At 55.3% G+C, this 19,995-nt stretch carries 20 protein-coding genes; 4 read left to right on the forward strand and 16 right to left on the reverse strand.

Going from position 1 to position 19,995, the window contains the following annotated elements; translation table 11 throughout:
• The first annotated feature begins 12 nt into the window (after positions 1–12).
• Positions 13–126, forward strand: coding sequence for a YjcZ family sporulation protein (locus NYE26_RS24690; protein WP_209875980.1), 114 nt, complete (start codon positions 13–15; stop codon positions 124–126).
• A gap of 211 nt (positions 127–337) precedes the next feature.
• On the opposite strand, the gene NYE26_RS24695 is transcribed toward NYE26_RS24690, so the two are convergent.
• The 5 genes from NYE26_RS24695 to NYE26_RS24715 form a co-directional block, all read right to left on the reverse strand.
• Positions 338–1,558: an ABC transporter permease gene (locus NYE26_RS24695; RefSeq protein ID WP_339250854.1), complete on the reverse strand. Its 1,221-nt coding sequence runs from the start codon at positions 1,556–1,558 to the stop codon at positions 338–340.
• Position 1,559: 1 nt separating this feature from the next.
• Positions 1,560–2,306: an ABC transporter ATP-binding protein gene (locus tag NYE26_RS24700; protein WP_036701580.1), complete on the reverse strand. Its 747-nt coding sequence runs from the start codon at positions 2,304–2,306 to the stop codon at positions 1,560–1,562.
• Positions 2,303–3,790 carry a DEAD/DEAH box helicase gene (locus tag NYE26_RS24705; RefSeq protein WP_209875967.1) on the reverse strand — a complete coding sequence of 496 codons (1,488 nt, stop codon included), beginning with the start codon at positions 3,788–3,790 and terminating at the stop codon, positions 2,303–2,305. Before NYE26_RS24705 ends, NYE26_RS24700 begins: the two co-directional genes overlap by 4 nt.
• Before the next feature lie 185 nt (positions 3,791–3,975).
• Positions 3,976–4,752, reverse strand: a complete 777-nt coding sequence (locus NYE26_RS24710; protein ID WP_209875965.1) for an SDR family oxidoreductase — start codon at positions 4,750–4,752, stop codon at positions 3,976–3,978.
• Positions 4,753–4,780: 28 nt separating this feature from the next.
• Positions 4,781–5,236, reverse strand: coding sequence for a chemotaxis protein CheX (locus NYE26_RS24715; RefSeq protein WP_036727095.1), 456 nt, complete (start codon positions 5,234–5,236; stop codon positions 4,781–4,783).
• 386 nt (positions 5,237–5,622) lie between these two features.
• On the opposite strand from NYE26_RS24715, the gene NYE26_RS24720 reads away from it, so the two are divergent.
• Together NYE26_RS24720 and NYE26_RS24725 are read left to right on the forward strand one after the other, a co-directional pair.
• Positions 5,623–6,525, forward strand: a complete 903-nt coding sequence (locus NYE26_RS24720) for a LysR family transcriptional regulator (RefSeq protein ID WP_036701586.1) — start codon at positions 5,623–5,625, stop codon at positions 6,523–6,525.
• Positions 6,526–6,570: 45 nt separating this feature from the next.
• Positions 6,571–7,380 carry a histidinol-phosphatase gene (locus NYE26_RS24725; protein ID WP_339250859.1) on the forward strand — a complete coding sequence of 270 codons (810 nt, stop codon included), beginning with the start codon at positions 6,571–6,573 and terminating at the stop codon, positions 7,378–7,380.
• Between the two features lie 126 nt (positions 7,381–7,506).
• Here NYE26_RS24725 and NYE26_RS24730 read toward each other — a convergent pair whose 3' ends face one another.
• The 10 genes from NYE26_RS24730 to NYE26_RS24775 all read right to left on the reverse strand — a co-directional run bounded on the left by NYE26_RS24730 (position 7,507) and on the right by NYE26_RS24775 (position 16,865).
• Positions 7,507–8,247, reverse strand: a complete 741-nt coding sequence (locus NYE26_RS24730; protein WP_339257609.1) for an NADPH-dependent oxidoreductase — start codon at positions 8,245–8,247, stop codon at positions 7,507–7,509.
• Positions 8,248–8,566: 319 nt separating this feature from the next.
• Positions 8,567–9,550, reverse strand: coding sequence for an IS3 family transposase (locus tag NYE26_RS24735; RefSeq protein ID WP_339257364.1), 984 nt, complete (start codon positions 9,548–9,550; stop codon positions 8,567–8,569).
• Positions 9,436–9,732 (reverse strand): transposase, encoded by a 297-nt coding sequence (locus NYE26_RS24740; RefSeq protein WP_339223802.1) that lies wholly within the window; start codon positions 9,730–9,732, stop codon positions 9,436–9,438. Before NYE26_RS24740 ends, NYE26_RS24735 begins: the two co-directional genes overlap by 115 nt.
• Before the next feature lie 419 nt (positions 9,733–10,151).
• Positions 10,152–10,694 carry a GNAT family N-acetyltransferase gene (locus tag NYE26_RS24745; RefSeq protein ID WP_339250861.1) on the reverse strand — a complete coding sequence of 181 codons (543 nt, stop codon included), beginning with the start codon at positions 10,692–10,694 and terminating at the stop codon, positions 10,152–10,154.
• Positions 10,695–10,746: 52 nt separating this feature from the next.
• Positions 10,747–11,679 carry a metallophosphoesterase gene (locus NYE26_RS24750; protein ID WP_339250863.1) on the reverse strand — a complete coding sequence of 311 codons (933 nt, stop codon included), beginning with the start codon at positions 11,677–11,679 and terminating at the stop codon, positions 10,747–10,749.
• 37 nt (positions 11,680–11,716) lie between these two features.
• Positions 11,717–12,403 carry an ion channel gene (locus tag NYE26_RS24755; protein ID WP_051478155.1) on the reverse strand — a complete coding sequence of 229 codons (687 nt, stop codon included), beginning with the start codon at positions 12,401–12,403 and terminating at the stop codon, positions 11,717–11,719.
• Positions 12,404–12,502: 99 nt separating this feature from the next.
• Positions 12,503–13,336, reverse strand: coding sequence for a DUF3891 family protein (locus tag NYE26_RS24760; protein WP_339250866.1), 834 nt, complete (start codon positions 13,334–13,336; stop codon positions 12,503–12,505).
• Between the two features lie 275 nt (positions 13,337–13,611).
• Positions 13,612–14,376: a succinate dehydrogenase iron-sulfur subunit gene (sdhB, locus tag NYE26_RS24765; RefSeq protein WP_036727090.1), complete on the reverse strand. Its 765-nt coding sequence runs from the start codon at positions 14,374–14,376 to the stop codon at positions 13,612–13,614.
• A gap of 38 nt (positions 14,377–14,414) precedes the next feature.
• Positions 14,415–16,157 (reverse strand): succinate dehydrogenase flavoprotein subunit, encoded by a 1,743-nt coding sequence (sdhA, locus tag NYE26_RS24770; RefSeq protein ID WP_339250868.1) that lies wholly within the window; start codon positions 16,155–16,157, stop codon positions 14,415–14,417.
• A 42-nt stretch (positions 16,158–16,199) separates the two neighbouring features.
• The gene (locus NYE26_RS24775) at positions 16,200–16,865 is read right to left on the reverse strand and encodes a succinate dehydrogenase cytochrome b558 subunit (protein WP_339250870.1); all 666 of its coding nucleotides are present in this window, start codon (positions 16,863–16,865) and stop codon (positions 16,200–16,202) included.
• Positions 16,866–17,282: 417 nt separating this feature from the next.
• Between NYE26_RS24775 and NYE26_RS24780 the strand changes: the two genes are divergently transcribed.
• Entirely contained in the window at positions 17,283–18,182 is a 900-nt protein-coding gene (locus NYE26_RS24780; RefSeq protein ID WP_036701597.1) for a LysR family transcriptional regulator, read from the forward strand.
• A 115-nt stretch (positions 18,183–18,297) separates the two neighbouring features.
• Here the strand turns inward: NYE26_RS24780 and NYE26_RS24785 are convergent, their stop codons facing one another.
• Positions 18,298–19,947, reverse strand: a complete 1,650-nt coding sequence (locus tag NYE26_RS24785) for an ABC transporter substrate-binding protein (protein ID WP_339250872.1) — start codon at positions 19,945–19,947, stop codon at positions 18,298–18,300.
• Positions 19,948–19,995 lie beyond the last annotated feature (48 nt).

A 19,995-nucleotide genomic window follows, 5' to 3' on the forward strand; every position in this document is an offset into this window, starting at 1 on the left:
AGGGGAATGAACATGAGCGAAGAAGTTAGAGGCGGATACGGATACGGCGGCGGGTTCACAAGCACTGGAGCGATCCTGGTTCTCTTTATCCTGCTGGTCATCATCAGCCGTTCACTCTTTGTCTAACAGGGAGTGAGTCCCCTGGAGGGAGCTGCGTGCTCTCTCCGATCCACGTGTTATAGCATTCCCTGCTCCACCTGATATGAAGAGGGAATTCCCTTTTATACATTCTTATCTTCTAAAAATGGCCCCAGACTCCGCATCCGCGAGAGTCTGAGGCCATTTGTGATAAGCACACCCGCTTGCGGGCACGCCTTGTCGGCTGCTGCAATCTGTTCTACAGGTCGTCTTCATCCATACGCGCTTCCTTGCGGGTGGAGTTGGCCTTGAACAGATACGCCAGCAGGAATCCGCAGGCGAAGGTCGCCAGCACTTCCAGCGGGCGCTGCCCTAACTGAAGCAGGAGCGGCAATCCGGTCAGCAGCGCCAGGACCAGATGGGCCCGGAATACAAACTGGATCGTTCCCTTGCCCTTGCTGCCCTCCGGCAGCGGGTAGACGGTCAGCCAGAACGATTCGCTGTGCAGCTTGCGCAGCGCCGTCAGCTGAATGCCCATCAGGAAGAGGAAGAATACATAGATGCCGCTGCCGAGATAGCTGTCCTTCATCATCCACACCAGGAACAGATCCAGCACAGCCATCCGCAGGACGATGCCGAAGACGTCACCCCGGGCGAAGCTTTTGGTCAAGAGGAACCGGTAGGCTGAATCCCGCTGCCAACTCAGGCCGCTGCCCCAACGTGACAGATAACGGCGGGCATAGACCCGCTGCTCGCGTCCCGGAACATCGACGAACCAGCCGAGGACCATCAGCGCCCGGGTCCCCTGGTTCTTCTCCATGGTGATCAGGCGTTCCCACGGAACAGCGTGCCGGCCGGGAACGGCCAGCGCGGCCGCATAGGTTGCGGCCAGAATCAGGATGAAGATCAGGGCGCGCATGGACGGCTGCCATAGCCATGCCCCGACCATTAGACCGCCGACTGCCCAGCGCAGCAGGTTATAGCCTGCGGCAGCGGGGCGGGAGAGCATCGCCGTCTCCCGCCATAACCCGTAGCTGGATAACAGCTTGACCAGAATGAGCACCAGCAGGGTAGCCAGCAGCCCCCGGGGTGACTCCTCGGTGCGTATGTACAGCGGCCATAATGTAATGAGGATAAAGGCCAGGCGCAGAATCTTCCACACATTGCCGCTGACCCAGGACGGGGCGAAATACTCTCTCATCCGGTGGCCCTGCGGCAGCAGGAAGATCGTATCCGGGGTCTGCAGATACGTCCGGAAGCTGCTGTGTACCGCCGCGGGCACCAGCAGGACGAACATAATCCAGCGGATCGGTATGCCAGGCGGAATATCGCGCAGCAGCGCTGTGTACCAGGCGGAGAAAATAATCAGCACCAGCAGGAACACCATGGCGACACCGCTCTGTATGATATATCCCACATAAGGGACAAGGCTTCCTGTGAACCGGCTGCGCCGCTGCCGGCGCAGCTCCTTCAAATCCATATCATTTCCCTCCCTGAACCAGCTCGTAGAACAGCTGCTCCAAATTCAAGCCCTGCCGCCCGGCCTTCGCGGTCATCTCGGCGAGGGTTCCCTCCGCTATCACCTTACCGCCGTGCAGCACAATGAACCGGTCACAATAGTTCTCAATCGTAGAGAGAATATGCGAGCTGAGCAGAATTGAAGCTCCGGACTTCTTCAGGTCCAGCATGAAATCCAGCAGGGAGCGGATACCCAGCGGATCGAGGCCGAGGAACGGCTCATCGATGACATACAGGGCCGGGCGCGCTACGAACGCGCACATAATCATCACCTTCTGCTTCATGCCTTTGGACAGATGGGAGGACAAGGTATCCATCTTGTCCTCCATATTGAAGAGTGCAGCCAGCTGGCTGGTGCGTGATTCATAATCACTGCGCTCCACGCCATACGCTCTGGCAGTGAATTCTACATGCTCACGAACCGTCATTTCCTCATAGAGCAGGGGGGACTCCGGCACGAAGGACAGCGCACTGTGGTAGCTCTCAGGATCGCTGCTGCGCGTCTTCCCCTGTACCGTAATCTCACCCTTATGCGGGGACATCAGTCCCAGGATATGCTTCATCGTAGTGCTCTTGCCTGCACCGTTCAGTCCGATTAACCCAACCATCTCACCGGGCTGCACCTGCAGGCCGATGTCATGCAGCACCGGCTTATTCAGGCTGTAGCCTCCGCTGAGGCCCGTAATTTCCAATACGGGAGCTGTATTCATTGACCGTCACCTCTCGGGGTTTTGTTCTTGAGCCATTTCGGGGCTCCCTTATTCTTGCGGTTCTTATCCCGCTCCGCCTGGCTGCGGGCCTTGCCCCCGGGCCCCGCCGCGCTGCGCGTGCCGGCGCTCACTCCCGGCCGGTGCTGCTCGCGCCGCGCCGTAACGCCACTGCCGCCAGCCGCTGCGCCCGGCTGGCCTGCCGGCGCGTCGCCGCCCGTCCCTCCGGCTGCTGTTCCAGCCGCCGAGGTCCGCACCTGCGGCTTGCCGGTGCGCGCTGCAATGCCGCCGCGCGGGGCAACGCTTTCGCGGCGGGCGTTCCCGCCCCCGCCGCCTAAATCACTGCGCTCGCCTTCCGCCAGCGCCTTGCCGAAGGCCATGGCCCGCTCGTCCAGCTGGATATCCAGCTCGCGGGCGAATTTGCGCATGATGAACGTCTGCTGCTCCGTAACGATCGTTACGGATAAGCCGCGTTTGCCCATGCGCCCGGTCCGTCCGGCACGGTGGACATAGTGCTCGGAGTCAAAGGCCGGATCGAAGCTGACGACAAGCGTCAGATTCTCAATGTCCAGGCCCCGTGCCGCTACGTCACTGGCGACCAGCACCTTGAGCTTGCCGTCCCGGAAGCGGGTCAGCACGTTTGCGCGCGTCACCTTGTCCGCATCTCCATAGAGCGCAGCAGCCGGAAGCCCCAGATGGTTCAGCTTCGCGGTCACCTCTGCGATATCGTCTGTAGCGTTCACGAACACAATCGCCCGCTCCGGCTTGTAGTGGCGGATGACCCGGCGCAGCATATCGATCTTGTTCCGCTCCTCGCACACCACATAGTGATGCTCCAGGCTCGCTGCGGTCATCATCTCCGGATCAATGCCCACCTCCGCCGGATTCTTCATTTCCCGGTTCGCCAGCAGACGGGTCTCCGGTCCAATGGTGGCTGACAGCATGACCAGCTGCCGCGTACGCAGCGCACTGCTGACGATCTTCGTCACTTCGCCTGCACCGCTAAGCTGGAACATCTGATCTGCCTCATCGAGAATAATTGTGCTCACCTCGTGCATCTTGAGCTTGCGCAGCCCGATCAGCTCACGTATGCGTCCCGGGGTGCCTACCACCAGATGCGGATGCTCCCGCAGCTTGTCAATCTGGCGCTTGATCGCCGCCCCGCCGATCAGCCCCATGGCCCGGATGCCCCGGTGTGCCCCGTAGCGCTCCGCTTCACGGAGAATTTGCATCGCCAGCTCCTGGGTTGGGGCCAGCACCAGCTTTTGCACCGATTTCGAGTCCGGGTTAATCCCTTGCAGCAGCGGCAGCAGATAAGCCAGTGTCTTGCCTGTTCCTGTCTGGGATGCGGCCAGAACATCTCTTCCTTCCAGCAGAAGCGGAATCGTCTGCTCCTGTACAGGGGATGGTTCGGTGATGCCGAATTCAGACAATCGGGCAGCAAGGTCTTCCTGGATGCCGATAGCCGCAAAAGAAGCTTTATTCATAATAGGGTTTCATCCTTTTCACTTAAGATAATATGTTCATTATATGCCAAAAAGGCCTCTCCACCAAATGGAAGGCCATAAAATCTAAGTTGGGGCCGTATTTAACACGGTCATACCATCCTGTATACCAAAGGGGGACAAGCCGTTCACGCCACAGACGGTAACTATGATCTATACTTCTCTGGTCATTTTCTGTTCATCAGGTTATAGGTCAGCTTGTCTGCCAGCCGCGGAAACAGGCCATAGAGCCGGATGCCGAAGCCTGCCAGACCGGGCAGATCCACTTCCTCTTTGCCCTTGTCCATCAGCTTGACGATCTTCGCGGACACATGCTGCGGCGTCATCATGATCCGGCTTACGCTTCGTTCATAATTGCCTGAAGGGTCGGCGGTCTTGAAGAATTCGGTGGCGATAGGTCCAGGGTTCACCGCCGAGACAATAATACCGCTCTTGCGAAGCTCCTGGCGGAGCGCATTGGTGAAGCCGAGAACGGCATGCTTGGTGGCCGTATAGGACACTGAGCGTGCGGTTCCGATTTTGCCGGCCATGGAAGCCACATTCACGATCTGACCGCTGCCGCGTGTAAGCATATGAGGAACGACAGCCTTGGTGCAGCGCACAATTCCCATATAGTTAACATCCATCATGTCGGCGAACTCTTCAGACTCCATCTCTGTAAAAGCCGCAAACTTGCCGTAACCGGCATTATTGAGCAGAATGTCAATTCTGCCGTATTGCTCCAGGATCTCCGCAAAGGTATGCTTAACTGCCGTTTCATCGGTCACATCACAGACGAACAGCCCATGCTCCCCCTGAATGCCCGCCGCAACAGCCTGCAGCTTGTCCCTGGACCGGGCCAGCAGAACGGGAACCGCCCCACGCTCGCTGAGCATCTGTGCCGTAAGCGCTCCAATCCCGCTGGAAGCTCCTGTAATCACCACAATCTTGCCTTGTACTGCCATGGAATAGGTTCAACTCCCGATTATTTGCCTAAGAGATCATAACCTGAATATCAAGCTCCCCGATGCCTTCCATCAGAAGAGGAATACTCAATGCTTTGCGCGGCAGGATGGACATACCCTCGGACTTCATCAGCTTCGGCGGGGTAATGTCTACCGAGACCCCTTGATTGGAGAGAATAGTACTGGCATTGCCGCTGATCATATTGCCCAGCTCAGAAATGGCGCTCTGGCCCATCTCATCCATCTCTGTTATCACATAACCGCCCATCATGGCCGACACCATCTTAAGTGCTACCGGTTCGGCAATCCCGAAGATAATATTCCCGCTGAGCTGACCTGTCATTCCCACTTGAATCCATATATGATTATCGATCAGTTCAATATCCTTAATCCCCAGCATACCGGTGGACGGCGAGACTTGGATCACCTGTTCAATTACAATGCGCGCAGACTCTAAAAACGGATTGATTACTTCTGCTTTCATGAAAGTGCTGTCCCCCTCGACCAGTCTTTAGTCATATACCAAAAGTCCTAAGCAATAAAATTTATTATACTTCATATATCGGCATTATTCACCAAAAATTAATGGTCTTGTCGAATGATTTCTGAAGATAGTTTGGAGCGCAACATTGCCCTCCCGGGAGGAATCTCCTATAATTTAATCAATAAACGTAAGATCTGCGGCGTCACACCCTCCGAGTGCAGCACTCACAGCGACCCTTGTACCTATCTGCTTTGTCAGAATCCGCGGCTTGCAGACTCTAATTCTGGAAGCCGGCATGTGCGCATACGCCCTCCGGAAAGCTGCGGCTTTCCCTGTTTGTACAAATATACGGCGGCACCATCCGGTAGCCATAAGGGGGACAGTCCATGAATATCAGCCAGCTCGAAACATTGATCACCATCTCCAAAACCATGAGCTTCCGCAAGGCGGGAGAGCTGCTCAACCTGACGCAGCCGGCGGTCTCGGCCCAGATCAAAAGCCTGGAGGAAGAGTTCAAAACGCAGCTTGTTGACCGGAACCAGCCGGTGACGCTGACGGACAGGGGCAAGGTCTTCCTCGCCCACGCGGAACAGATTGTCGGAATCGTAGATGAGCTTAAGCAGCGCCTTGCCGATCTCGAAGAGAATCCCCAAGGGCATATTATTCTCGGTACGACCACCTCCATCGCCATCCAGATTCTCCCCAGGGTGCTCTCCTACTTCCAGGATCAGTTCCCTCATATCAAAACCTCGATCTCATCCATGTCCTCCTCCCAGATCTACCAGCAAGTCGAGAACGGGATTGTGGATGTAGGCATCGGCTATCTGATCGGCCGCAATCCGGGAATGACGACCTCGGTCCTGTATTATGATACTTTTGAACTGGTGGTTTCGCCCCGCCATCCGCTGGCCCAGGTCAAAACAGCCGGGATCGAGGCACTGGGCACCATCCCGCTCATCCTGCTCTCACCGGATACGGTCGGCCGGAAATTTGTCGATGAGGTACTGGCGAGGCACGGTATTCAGCCGCTGGTGATTATGGAGCTGACCAGCAGTGAGGAAGTGAAGCGGATGGTCGAGCTTGATCTGGGAGCGGCGGTCATCTCCAAGCAGTCTGTCACTGCCGAGGTCAGAAGCGGAACCCTGCGGATCGTCCCGATCATCGAGCTTGAGGTTACCCATCCTGTAGGTGTCATTACCAAGTCGGGCAAGTATGTCAACTCTGCGATGAGACAGTTCCTGAGCGACCTTAAGGGAATGCCCGAGACCCAGTTCATCGGCTCAGAGTAACCTGCACCCTATTTCGCCATATTGGCCTAAGGAGATGTTCCGATTATGAAGTTCGACCTGCATACCCATCATTTCCGCTGCGGCCATGCTGACGGCACGATCCGGGATTATATTGAAGCCGCAATAGCGGCAGGGCTGGATGTCATCGGTATTTCCGATCATTCGCCTTACTTCGGAAGCCCGTCCGAGCAGGCTTTTCCGCGCATTGCTATGGCCAAGTCCGAGCTGGTCCACTATGTAGAGGAAGTATTATCGCTGCAAAAAGAATACGAAGGCCGCATTGATGTCCTGCTCGGTATGGAATCCGACTTTTTCCCGGAGCATGCGGAGCTGTACCGCAAGACCTACGCCGCATACCCGTTCGATTATATAATCGGCTCCGTGCACCATGTTGAGGAGGTCAGTATCTTCAACCAGGGCCGATGGAAGGGGCTTGACCCCGCGCAGAGGCTTGCCTCCAAAAGCGAATACTACCGTCTGATTGCCGAATCCGCACGCAGCGGCATCTTCCAGATTCTCGGCCATATCGATGCCATGAAGGGGAACTATCCGCCGTTCTCCGAGATTGCTGCCCCCAAGGAGATTGACGAAGCCTTGCGCGTAATAGGCGAATGCGGCCCGGCCATCGAGATCAACACCTCCGGCGGCACCAAGCTGTGCGGCGGCTGGTACCCTTCCGATGAGATTCTGGAGCGGGCCCTGCACTTCGGCGTGGAGGTCAGCTTCGGCTCCGATGCCCATCTCCCTGCCCGCGTTGCCGACCAGCGCAATCAGGTGGCTGCGCGGCTGAAGGAGATTGGATTCGAATACTGGGTCTATTACAAGCGGCGCGAGAAAGTTAAGGTCGCGTTGTAGGCAGTAAGTGGGCGGGAATTCTCCGCGTACAACCAGCACCGCGCAAACAGGCAGCGTAGCGGGACACTCCCCGTCACGCTGCCTGCTGCTGTGGTGCTTTTTTGCGCTGTACACCTAATACTGTGCTTATTCCTTATTCAGATTCTCACAGGTGAAGCCCTGCTGCTTCAGCGTACGCTGTGAGTCCCCATACTGCGGATTCAGAGCGTAGAAGCGGGCAATCATGCTGGTCCAGCTCCGCTCCGTCAGCCCCTGGGACTTGAGCAGCTCCCGGTGAGTCTCATTATATTCTTCGATCAAGTGTTGCTGATCCGGGTTATAGACCTCTTCATGATACACAGCTGCTATAGGCAGGCGTGAACCCTTCGGCTGTTCTCCCGCCGGATAGCCGATGCAGAGTCCGACCACCGGGAATACATACTCTGGCAGCTGCAAAAGTTCAATTACCCCTGCCGTGTTACGGCGTACGCCCCCAATCGGGATAATCCCCAACCCCAGCGACTCGGCAGCAGCTACTGCGTTCGATAGTGCTATGCCGACATCCGTAGCCCCAACGAGCAGCGCGTCTATATCCGCAACCGTTTCGAACGGCTGGCCTTCCAGTTCTGCCGCAAGCTTGGCCCGGTGAAAGTCCATGCAGAACACCAGGAATACCGGTGCTTCCGCCACATGCTTCTGGTTACCGCTCAGCGCCGACAGCTGCTGCCTGCGTTCCTCGCTGCGTACCGCAATCATCGATACCTGCTGGCCATTCACCCAGGAAGGCGCCGCCTGGGCTGCCTCAATAATCGTCTTCAGCTTCCAAGGCTCCACCGACTGCCCGCTGTAGTTACGGAATGAACGGTGGTTCATAAGTAATCTAATCACATCATTCAAAGGTTCATTTCCTCCCCCATCTATACTTGTCCATGTACCCTCTACACTATCATAGCTCAATCCACTCGGAGACTGCCAGCACACAATGTTTATACGTAAGGGCAGAGGTTACTTATTCAGGAGAACTATGCTCCCCATTCAGCCATTTAGCCAACTATCTACGAATTCAGGGGCACTTGTGCTCCTCATTCGCTCGTTCAGCCGACTATCTACGAATTCAGGGGCACTAATGCCCCTCATTCAGCATTCCAGCCAACTATCTGCGAATTCAGGGGCACTAATGGACTCCTGTCAAGAAAGTAGACAGCAACTACATCGTTGTTCGCTTAAATGTGGCTGCAAACTGAACCGGAGAAACGTAACCGAGCGCCCCATGGATTCGTTTGCGGTTGTAGAAAAATTCAATGTACTGGAAAATGGCATCATACGCCTGTTGCTTCGTTTTAAATCGATTCCAGTACACCAACTCTTTTTTTAAGAGGCTGTGAAAAGATTCGATACAGGCGTTATCATAACAGTTCCCTTTGCGGCTCATGCTTGCCGTCATCTGGTACGTCTTTAGGCGTTCCCGGTAGTCTTCCGAGGCGTACTGGGAGCCTCGATCCGAATGGTGAATTAAGCCCTTCCCGGGGCGTTTGGCCTTGTAGGCAGCGTCCAGAGCGCCTTGTACGAGGTCAGTGGTCATCCGGTCGCTAAGCCGCCAGCCGACAATCTCCCGGGTACACAGGTCCAGCACACTCGCCAAGTACATTCGTCCTTCCCGGCAGGGAATGTAGGTGATATCCGCCACCCACGTCTGGTTCGGCTTTTCCGTGTGAAATTGCTGGTTTAACAGGTTGGGGGCAATGGGTAACGGATGGTTGGAGTCGGTGGTGCATACGCGAAATCTCTTTGCGACACAAGAGCGCAGACCCAGTTCTTTCATGTACTTGCCTACCGTGCGTTCACTGACCTGGTGCCCTTCACGCTCTAGGAGAACCTTGATTTTGGGGCTGCCATAGCGACCCTTAGAGTCATGAAAATGATAGGCAATCCGCTTCAGCAACAAGGTTTTGCGGCTGGCTTGAGGGCTGGGCTTTGCTGTTCTCCATTTGTAGTACCCGCTCCGGGACACCTGAAAGACATTGCACATCTTCTCCACGCGGAACTCGGAGCGATGATCTTCAATAAACTGAAATCTCAGTTCTTTGGATTGCTGAAGATGTGCACGGCTTTTTTTAGGATTGCCATCTCCTCTGTCAGCTCTGCGAGTTGTTGCTCCCGCTCCTTCAGTTGACGTTCCAGCTCTCTGTATTTGTCTGGAGTCACGATGGGCTCATTCTCAAACTGCCGGTACTGTCCTAGCCATTTATGCAACGTTTTGGCGGGGACATCCAGTTCCAGGGCCAGTTCCGCCACCGTTTTCGTCTGCTCCTGGATGTACTTTACGGTCTGTCTTTTGTATTCTTCATTGTAGCTTCTCCGTGTTCCACTCATGGGGACACCTCCTCGTTAAGCTTATTATCTCTATTCTCTTAACGGGTGTCCACGGTTAACACTAACAGCATAATGCCCCTCATTCAGCATTCCAGCCAACTATCTACGAATTCAGGGGCACTAATGCTCCTCATTCGCTCGTTCAGCCGACTATCTACGAATTCAGGGGCACTAATGCCCCTCATTCAGCATTCCAGCCAACTATCTGCAAATTCAGGGGCACTAATGCTCCTCATTCAGCCATTTAGCCAACTTCCGGTCGATCCCAAGGGATTTATGCCTCTCATCGGAGCTCAGGCCCGCACATGGCCAAAAAAAATGGACCCGAATCATCGGGTCCCAACAGCAGTTATATTTTCAAAAGGGGGTCATGTACTTAGTTTAACCGCTGACTGTTAGAGTTTGATAACGGCATTATTTCATTTGTATGACAAAGTGAAGACTTTCATTACGTCGCCCGAGCCGTCCGCCATCGGCAGGGTCCGCTCCAGGGTCAGGCCGTTCCTCAGCATGACCTGAGCGGACCGGTAATTATCCCCCCGGCAGCGCCCCTCGACCTTCCTCAGGCCAAGTTCCCTGAAACCGTAGGCCAGCAGCAATCCCAGTGCCTCGGTTGCATACCCGCGACCCCACCATAACGGATTCAACATATAGCCCAGCACCGCCTGGCCCTCCTGCCGGTTCCAGTTCTGCAGGGAGACTGAACCGATCAGCTCCGGCTGGCCTAACATATAGATTCCTGCATGCAGCGCGCCGGGATCATAGCCGTGCAGCATCCGGTTCACCAGCTTATCCAGCACACCCTGCCGGGAAGTCGATCCATGGCGCAGCTGAATATGCGGCTGCACCTCAGGGTGGGAGAGCAGCGACTTCAGCAGCGCTCCGTCGCCGGACGCCATATTCTTCAGTTCTACCTTAGAACCTTGCAGTGACATCCCCATGATCATCTCATAAGTGCTCATGAACTTCTCCCTCTTCTTCTCCCGCCTATGGCGTCCCTCTCTTGCAGTCCGGCTACCCCCGGCGCAGAGTCAGCACGGTAAGCTCCGGGCGGCACAGGAAGCGCAGCGGCATCAATGTCTCGCCGAAACCCCTGTTCACATACACTGGCATGGCCTTATTCTCTGTATAATACAAGCCGTCTATGTATTTCTGAGATCCGTAGGGCGTGAACGGCGCGCCAACCAGCGGCAGGCGAATCTGACCACCGTGGCTATGCCCCGAGAGCTGAAGGTGAAACGGGTACGCTTCCGCCACATCGGCGTAATCCGGCTCATGCATCAGCAGCACCGTGAAGATGCCGTCCGGAATATCCCGGATGGCTGCCTCCGGGTCCGGCTTGCCGTGCAGCATGTCATCCAGTCCTGCTACGGCAATCGTCGCTCCGCCTTGCTTGATCAGATAAGACTCGTTCCGCAGGACGCGGAATCCGGCCTCCGTCAGCAGACGGGTCAACAGCTCCGTATTCTTGTAATCATGATTCCCGAGGATAGCATACTTCCCAAGCGGAGCCTGTAGCTCTGCCAGCAGGGGGACTGAGTCGGTCAGATCCTCGGCATAGCTGTCTACGATATCTCCGGTGAAGCAGATCAGATCCGGCTGCTCTTCCTTGATATGCTTCGTCAGCCGGGCCAGATCCTTCGCATCCTTGTTGAAGCCCAGATGCACATCGCTGAAATGGACCAGCCGGGTCCCGGCGAACGCGGACGGCAGCTCCGCAAGCGGCAGCTCCCGGCGGGTCACCTCTAACCAGTTCGGCTCCCCCTGCCAGGCATAGCCGCCGGCGAGGAGACCCGCCCCTACCACCGCTCCTGCCCCCCGGGACAGGAACTGGCGGCGGGTCATCTTGCGGCTGCTTAGGCCTTCCGGCTTCGGGGGGCCTGTTCCCGCGCCATCGGCAGCAGCAGGAACTGTACGCTCGGGAGAGCCTCCGAACGATTTTTTCATAGGGAGATTCTCCTCTCTGTCTTGAATTCTAATCGGGTTATTGCCGATCCGCTACGGCTTCATCCACTTTGTCATCAATATCTACTTCAATGGCCGCCTCAATCTCTTCCTCCGTGGTATTTACCCCAAGAATCTTGCGGAATAAGCCCAGCATGGACAGCGCATAGGCGACCGTAATGAAGCTGAAGCAGATCTGCATAACTACAACCAGCCTTGAGGTATTGTCTATGGGAGCTATATCTCCGTAACCGACGGTCGTAAAAGTAGCCACGCTGAAATAGAGGAACGTAATCAACTGGCTAAGCAGATCCTGGCCCAAGCCTTCTCCCTGGAACGAGGACTGTCCAAACAGCTTATATATCGATGTATATACGACTGTAAAAAAAAGAATGCAGGTGAACGCAGCGATGCTGATCCGGACCAGCGTCTGCTGCATTCTGACTTCCTTACTGTTGGAATCCCTGATTTCATGGAAAATAAACAGAATATAAAACAGGACTGAAGCCAGGACAAAAAACAGAATCAGTCCGCGCAGTCCCCGGTTGCCGGGCACAATCGTCCCCAGATCGATCAGGTTCAGCAGATCCTCCACCGAGATCAGCGCATAGATCAGAATAGGAGCGAGCAACACGCCTCTGCCCATCCAGTTCAGCTTCAACCTTGCAAACCTCACTACCAGGAATACAATGACAATGATATTAAAAGCCCAGATCCACCATGCCATGGCTTTTACGCTCCTGTTCTATGCTCCCGGCTTCCCGCCGGGAAGGTCCTTATCCGGTCCTGCCGATACTCGCAGAGCTGCGGCTTGCCAGGACTTATACTACCCCTTAGTGCGCTGACCGGCTCCGGACTTCACCCGCGAATCTTCTTCCGGTCCGCTTATGACTCTGATCCGGCATTCTTCCTCAGGAGCCTCGCGGTAGGCGCGGGCAATTCCCTTATCCTTAATGTCCGCCCGGGTGACCCGCCGCTGCTTGAAGCTCACTTCAACCTCCTGAGTGAACGGGAACGGGGTCAGGGTCAGCGTAGCACTGTCCTGCCACTCCGCCTCAATGGCACGGCCGGAGGTGAAGCTGAACTCCTCACTACCGGAGAAGCCGTCTGCGAACCAGGGGTGCTTCTCCGATTCGGCGCTGCCCGGCCTACTAAGCGCCAGGAACAGCGACAGATCATCGCAGAATTGCAGCAGTCTGGCGTCATAATACAGCTCGCCTTCTTCAAGCGGCTTGCTCTGCTCCAGCGCCCGGTGGATACGGGCACGTCGGTCCGCTTCATCCTCCAGATATTGCGTCAGCTCCGGGCATTCCTCACCCGACACCTCAATCAGCCGTTCAAAATGCGAGCTGCACAGCAGCGCCCCGTATGGCGTCTCCGCTTCCACCTCATCGATTCCCCGTCTATAAAAGGTCAGCTTCGGCACAACCGGGAAATCGAGGAAGCTGTAAGGCAGCCCCTCCGCATCATTCCAGAACGGTGTCTCATCCAGATCAATCCAGCCCCGGTCATGGTTACTTACTGCCCACAGTACCTCAGCCCGGCGGCCTTCCGCGGGCGTATGCTCTTCCTTGAACCACTTAGCAAATTCTCCAGCCAGCAGACCGTGCTCATGCTGCTTCGTCATTACAAGCGTTCCATCCTGTTCACGGCAAATCACAGTCATTCCTCCCCGTTATCCGCTGTCAGACGGTTATCTTCAGCTATGTAGATTATAACATATTCACCTATATTTATCGGAACCTGCGGACGTATGGCTATTCTATGCAACTTCAGGCTCTTCATTACAGGCTGTCTACACATGTACCCTTTTTTCAGCCGGCCAGAAACATCCTTACCTGTTACTATGCCAGACGCAGCCAAACAGGCCACCCAGGATTGACACCTGAATGGCCTGCTACAATTCTGACTATAGAGAAATGGTCTAAGATGCTGTCAGACACCCAGCCAGCGCTTGAACATATGCTTCGTTGTCTGCTTGTTGATCTCGGCAATGGAGGTCGTCAGCGGAATGCCCTTCGGGCAGGCCCGCACACAGTTCTGCGAGTTACCGCAGCCGTCGATACCGCCGTCATCCATGAGCGCATCCAGGCGCTCTTCAGCATTCATCTCTCCTGTAGGGTGAGCGTTGAACAGGCGCACCTGGGAGATGGCTGCCGGCCCGATGAAGTCAGTCTTCTCATTGACATTCGGGCAAGCCTCCAGACAGACGCCGCAAGTCATGCATTTAGACAGCTCATACGCCCACTGGCGTTTCTTCTCCGGCATACGAGGTCCCGGACCGAGATCATACGTACCGTCAATCGGAATCCAGGCCTTGACCCGCTTCAGGGCATTGAACATCCGGCTGCGGTCAATCACCAGGTCGCGGACGACCGGGAAGGTCTTCATCGGCTCAATGCGCACCGGCTGCTCCAGATTGTCGATGAGCGCTGCGCAGGCCTGACGGGGTTTGCCGTTGATGACCATGGAGCAGGCGCCGCAGACCTCCTCCAGACAGTTGGATTCCCAGCATACAGGAACTGTATTATCGCCTTTCGCGTTCACCGGATTACGCTGAATCTCCATCAGCGCGCTGATCACGTTCATCCCCGGGCGGTAGGCAAGCTCGAACTCCTCCGTATAGGGGCTGGTCTCCGGTTCATCCTGGCGGGTAATAATAAATTTCACATTTTTGGGAGCTGCTGCTGTTTCCGCCATGTCAGTTACCTCCTAGAAAGTTTGGTTAGTCTAACCTGTCAGTCCTTCGAGTAATCCCGTACGCGCGGAGGAATCAGCGATACATCGACTTCCTCGTAGGAGATATGCGGACCGTCTGCTGTCCAGGCGGCTTTGGTGGTCTTGAGGAATTCCTCATCATTGCGCGTCGGGAATTCCGGCTTGTAATGTGCGCCCCGGCTCTCATTGCGCAGGAGGGCTCCAAGCGTCATCGCCTCCGACAGCTCCAGCATGTTCCACAGCTGGCGGGTGAAGGCCACGCCCTGGTTGCTCCAGCGCGAAGTGTCGCTCATATTGATATTCTTGTAGCGTTCCTTCAGTTCTTTGATTTTGCCGATGGTCGCTTCCAGCTTCTTGTTCTCACGCACCACGGTCATGTTCGCCGTCATCCATTCGCCAAGCTCCTTATGGATCACGTAAGCATTCTCTGTACCAGTCATCCCCAGGAGAGACTCATATTTATCGGTCTGCGTCTTGTGGAAGCTATCGAACACCGTCGAGGAGATATCCTGCACCGATTTCTTCAGTCCCTTGATGTATTCCACAGCCTTCGGACCGGAGACCATCCCGCCATAAATGGCAGAGACCAGGGAATTCGCGCCCAGACGGTTGGCCCCGTGGTATTGATATTCACATTCCCCTGCCGCGAACAAGCCGGGAATATTCGTCATTTGATTATAGTCGACCCACATGCCGCCCATCGAATAATGCACAGCCGGGAAGATTTTCATCGGAATCTTGCGGGGATCATCCCCCATGAACTTCTCGTAGATCTCAATAATGCCGCCCAGCTTGACGTCAAGCTCCTTCGGGTCCTTATGCGACAGATCCAGGTAGACCATGTTCTCGCCGTTAATGCCCAGCCCCTGATCCACACACACATTGAAAATCTCACGGGTAGCAATATCGCGCGGCACCAGGTTACCGTACGAAGGATATTTCTCTTCAAGGAAGTACCACGGCTTACCGTCCTTATAGGTCCAGATCCGTCCGCCTTCACCGCGCGCCGATTCCGACATCAGCCGCAGCTTGTCATCGCCGGGAATCGCCGTCGGGTGAATCTGAATGAATTCCCCGTTCGCATAATGCACACCCTGTTGATACACGGCGCTTGCGGCGGTTCCTGTGTTGATGACCGAATTCGTGGTTTTGCCGAAAATAATCCCCGGACCGCCGCTGGCCAGAATGACCGCGTCCGCCGGGAAGGTCTGAATCTCCATCGTCTTGAGATTCTGGGCGCTGATGCCGCGGCAGACCCGCTCGTCATCCAGAATCACCGAGAGGAATTCCCAGTTCTCGCTCTTGGTCACCAGGCCTTCCGCTTCCCAGCGGCGCACCTGCTCATCCAGTGCGTAGAGCAGCTGCTGACCGGTAGTCGCCCCGGCAAAGGCTGTGCGGTGGCGCTTCGTTCCGCCGAACCGGCGGAAGTCGAGCAGCCCCTCTGGGGTACGGTTGAACATTACGCCCATCCGGTCCATCAGGTGAATAATGCCCGGTGCCGCTTCGCACATGGCCTTCACCGGAGGCTGGTTGGCCAGGAAGTCGCCGCCGTAGACGGTATCGTCGAAATGCTCCCAGGGCGAGTCGCCCTCGCCCTTGGTATTCACGGCGCCATTGATGCCGCCTTGAGCGCAGACGGAATGTGATCTTTTGACAGGGACCAGTGAGAATAGATGTACATGCGCGCCGGATTCAGCGGCCTTAATGGTAGCCATCAGGCCGGCCAGACCGCCGCCCACGATGATGATATCGGCTGATGCCATGATTGTTCCCCTCCTACAAGTTAATAGTTCTCTCTTCTATTACTAAATAAAGCTGCCCAGCGACTGCATCGCCACGGCTGCCGTTTGGAATTCATCGTTACGGAAGGTAACCAGCGACAGGACGAACATGAAAGTAACGATAACGAAAATACCTAGGCAAAGTACGGACGATACTCTCTGCGAACGCGGCCCCACCGTGATTCCCCAGCTGATCAGGAACGACCATAGACCGTTGGAGAAGTGGAAGCAGGCAGCCACGATTCCGACAATATAGAGAGTCATCAGCAGCGGCTGGGTCACAATGTTATGCATCACTCCGCCAAGCTGATCATGCTCCACCTTGCCGAGCGCTACCTGGACACGGGTGTCCCACAGATGCCAGACAATGAAGATGAAGGTGACGACTCCGGTAATCCGCTGCAGCGTATAACGCCAGTTGCGCTCAAGATTGTAGCGGTTCAGGTTCGGCTTCGACTGGTACGCGATGTACAGGCCGTAGACTCCATGGTACAGCAGCGGCAGCCAGATGCCGAACAATTCCAGGAAGAAGACAAGCGGCAGGCTGTTCAGCCACAGCACACTGTCTGTGAAGCCAGAAGCGCCACCCTCTACTGCTGCGAAGTTCGTCAGCATGTGCTCAAGGAAGAATGCCCCGAGCGGGATAACGCCGAGCAAGGAATGAATCTTTCTGGAATAAAATCCTCTCATGCAAAGTGTCCCCTTTCCATATAAAACAGCGTTTTCACAAGTCTTTTTAAAGAGCATACACCGCCGGGAGTACAGTTGAAACAGGGCAGCGGCAGGCTTGATTTACCGGCTAATAGTCTGTTTGCACCACTATCCATTGTTTTCCCGGACTTTGCTGAATAATTCACAATATGTGAATATCCTGTGTCACTTTTCATGTTACTCTTTTTTCGCTTATAAGGGAATTGCAATCTAATTATTAATCGTTATACTATAATTGCATAAGAATATTTTTAATATGATAATAATTCTCATTTAGCTTCATTAATAACATACAATCCAGACTTGTCTTCCTGCGCATCAGGGGCAACCCTGTTCATCTGCTATACTTTTTATCACAGTTGAATGGGAATTTGGGAGAGAGAGGAGCACTATGAAATGTATGATGATTTAGATGCTTTTGCTGCGGTGGTGGAGCACTCCAGCCTGAATCGGGCCTCGCGCCAGCTCAACCTGTCCCAGCCGGCCCTCTCCCGCAAAATCTCCAAGCTGGAGGAGCGGCTCGGCGTCGCCCTGTTCAACCGCTTCGGCAAGCGTCTGGAGCTTACAGAGGTAGGCCGCCTTACCTACACCTATGCGCTGGAGCAGCGGCAGCAGCGTTCCAAGTTCCTGGAAGCGTTATCGAAGTTCAAGGAGGGCGAGCCGCAGCTCGTGACCTTAGGCGCCAGCCTGACCACGCTGCAGACAACCCTGCCTCCCCTGGTAAAAGCATACACAGAGAAATATCCGGCAGCCGAGCTGAAGCTCATCACCGGGAAAACCCATGAGATGGTTACCGCTGTCAGCGAAGGCAAATGCGATGTGGCCATCATCGCCTCCCAGGTTCAGGAGCCGGGGCTGCGCTGCATCCCGCTGTTCGAGGACCAGCTCCGGCTAGTCGTCTCCGAGCAGCATCCGCTGACCCTGACGCCGCGGCTCACCATGGAGCATCTCTCCCGGCTGCCGATGATCCTTTTCTCCAAGGGAACCTGGTACCGCCGGACGACAGATGATCTGTTCCAGCGCTGCGGGGTTGATCCCGATGTACGGATGGAGATCGATTCCTTCGAGGCCATCGTCCGCCTGCTTCCGACCATCAAAGCTGCGGCCCTGCTGCCGAATTCGTATCTGCGTCCGGAGCTGCTGAACGGCGGGGGGCTGGTCTCCCTGCACATCAAGGAGCTGGAGCAGACGCAGCGGACTACTTGCCTCATCTACCAGAGCAGCGGCGGACTCAGCACGGCAGCGCGCTGCCTGGTGCAGGTGACGGAGGATGTCTTCCTGAACAGCCGCGAGTAGCGGCGGGGAACACAGCAATCACCCGGCAAGCCTCCGTTATGCTACGGATCGGTCTGCCGGGTGAGGATACTGCCGGGTAATTTTTTTTGCTATACTAAGCCAGGCTTACACAAGATTAACGGAACTTGCCTGCATCAATTGCCGCCTGCTTCTCATCGAGAATCTCCTGGTAGCCTGCCTCCAGATACGTCTTCTTGGCGGCTTCATACGTAGCATCGAATTCAGCCTCCGGAGCGAGCACCACCTTCACATACAGCTCCTGGAACAGCGTATTCAGATCCGCCTTGTATTCGTTCACCTTCTCCAGCACCACATTGAACAGGGCATCCGGTGTACGGAATTCGGCAACCTCGTCATAATACTTCACCAGATCATCCGCCAGCGGCTCATAACCGGCCGGTGCCCAGTTGCGCAGGTTGGCCTTGCGGGTCTTGGCTTCATCCGGGTACTGGGCAATTTCTGTCACCAGACCCCAATAGTCCTTGTTATTGTTCTGTGCCAGCACCGCTTCGCCCTTATAATCCGGGTTCTTCAGCGCAATGCCGTCTGCGTCAAGCGTATAGTTCTCCCCTTCGATCCCGTTCTGGAACTTGAACAGGTTCTCCGGCTGGCTGAGCCATTCCAGATACATCCACACGGCTGCGCGTTCTTCCGGCGTGGATTCATAGTTAATTCCCATAATGAAGCCGAACGGCCAGTAAGCGCGTCCCTGAGGCTTGTTGCCTTCCGGAACTCCCGCATACGGAGGCACCACCGCAAATTCGGCATCCGGGTTATTCTGCAGCGTAGCCGCAAAGACATCAGTGTTGTTCGCCAGATAGAAGCCGAAGTTGCCGGTTTTGCCTGCCACGAATTCAGCCTTAATCTTCGGTTCATCGTTGCGCAGATAGAATTCCTTATCAATCAGGCCATTGTTATACTGATAATTGAGGTTACGCAGGTAAGCCTCAGTCTCCTCCGTAGTCAGATCGGCCACACTGAGATCGGAATACAGCGCACGATATTTCGCATCCACCGGCCATTTACGGAACGGATAGTTGAAGTTGAAGAAATTCTGCTGCAGATTGCCGCCGCTTACGCCGAGTCCGGCTTCCTTCCATTTGGCCAGCATCTCGTTATACTTCTCCAGCGAGGTCAGATCCTCAACCTTCATGCCTACCTTTTCCACCCAATCCTTGCGGATAATGTTGACGAAGTTGTCGGCTTCAGGGCGGGCAGCGAAGAAGAAGGTCTTCTGATCGTCCACGGTACCATACTGTTCAATCGTCTCACCCAAGTTCTTCCAGTAGATCGGCGCATAATTCTGGATCTCTGCATAGTCGAGCGGCTGCATCACATCCTCGCCATAATAAGTAAGCGCTTGCGGCATATCATAGTGGAAAATAATATCCGGAGCCTTGTGCGAAGCCAGCAGCTGTTCGAAATCCGTTACTTCTTTGGAGCGGGTGATCGGCACATAGTTAACCTCTATATTATATTTGTCGCCGAACTCCGCCTGCACCCAGCGGGTATAATAGTTATCGGACACGTTCCAGCCTTCATAGGCACGCTCATAGACCGGAATGTCGAGTGAGACTTTTTTCTCGAAGCCCTTGGAATAATCAGGGTAGGCTCCTTCGGTCTTGTTCGTAGCAGCGGCAGTCTCGGCCGGCTTATTGCTGGATTCGGCTGTATCCTTGGTGTTATTTCCCCCGGAGCACCCGGCCAGCAGGCCGGCCGTCATGACGGATGCCATCATTAACGAATACACGCTTCTTTTACTCATCGCAATTCCCCCATTTTTTGAATTTTCGTAATTCCAAAGAATGACTAT

Origin of the sequence: Paenibacillus sp. FSL P2-0136, from assembly GCF_037975325.1 — a bacterium.
Taxonomy (GTDB): domain Bacteria; phylum Bacillota; class Bacilli; order Paenibacillales; family Paenibacillaceae; genus Paenibacillus_AQ; species Paenibacillus_AQ silagei.

Bases quoted from the DNA above. Each gene is read 5' to 3' on its own strand.
- sdhB (WP_036727090.1), bottom strand. From the start codon at position 14,376: ATGGCGGAAACAGCAGCAGCTCCCAAAAATGTGAAATTTATTATTACC.
- NYE26_RS24705 (WP_209875967.1), bottom strand. From the start codon at position 3,790: ATGAATAAAGCTTCTTTTGCGGCTATCGGCATCCAGGAAGACCTTGCT.
- NYE26_RS24745 (WP_339250861.1), bottom strand. From the start codon at position 10,694: ATGAGCACTTATGAGATGATCATGGGGATGTCACTGCAAGGTTCTAAG.
- NYE26_RS24750 (WP_339250863.1), bottom strand. From the start codon at position 11,679: ATGAAAAAATCGTTCGGAGGCTCTCCCGAGCGTACAGTTCCTGCTGCT.
- NYE26_RS24710 (WP_209875965.1), bottom strand. From the start codon at position 4,752: ATGGCAGTACAAGGCAAGATTGTGGTGATTACAGGAGCTTCCAGCGGG.
- NYE26_RS24700 (WP_036701580.1), bottom strand. From the start codon at position 2,306: ATGAATACAGCTCCCGTATTGGAAATTACGGGCCTCAGCGGAGGCTAC.
- NYE26_RS24720 (WP_036701586.1), top strand. From the start codon at position 5,623: ATGAATATCAGCCAGCTCGAAACATTGATCACCATCTCCAAAACCATG.
- NYE26_RS24690 (WP_209875980.1), top strand. From the start codon at position 13: ATGAGCGAAGAAGTTAGAGGCGGATACGGATACGGCGGCGGGTTCACA.
- sdhA (WP_339250868.1), bottom strand. From the start codon at position 16,157: ATGGCATCAGCCGATATCATCATCGTGGGCGGCGGTCTGGCCGGCCTG.
- NYE26_RS24775 (WP_339250870.1), bottom strand. From the start codon at position 16,865: ATGAGAGGATTTTATTCCAGAAAGATTCATTCCTTGCTCGGCGTTATC.
- NYE26_RS24725 (WP_339250859.1), top strand. From the start codon at position 6,571: ATGAAGTTCGACCTGCATACCCATCATTTCCGCTGCGGCCATGCTGAC.
- NYE26_RS24695 (WP_339250854.1), bottom strand. From the start codon at position 1,558: ATGGATTTGAAGGAGCTGCGCCGGCAGCGGCGCAGCCGGTTCACAGGA.
- NYE26_RS24780 (WP_036701597.1), top strand. From the start codon at position 17,283: ATGTATGATGATTTAGATGCTTTTGCTGCGGTGGTGGAGCACTCCAGC.
- NYE26_RS24715 (WP_036727095.1), bottom strand. From the start codon at position 5,236: ATGAAAGCAGAAGTAATCAATCCGTTTTTAGAGTCTGCGCGCATTGTA.
- NYE26_RS24740 (WP_339223802.1), bottom strand. From the start codon at position 9,732: ATGAGTGGAACACGGAGAAGCTACAATGAAGAATACAAAAGACAGACC.
- NYE26_RS24785 (WP_339250872.1), bottom strand. From the start codon at position 19,947: ATGAGTAAAAGAAGCGTGTATTCGTTAATGATGGCATCCGTCATGACG.
- NYE26_RS24755 (WP_051478155.1), bottom strand. From the start codon at position 12,403: ATGGCATGGTGGATCTGGGCTTTTAATATCATTGTCATTGTATTCCTG.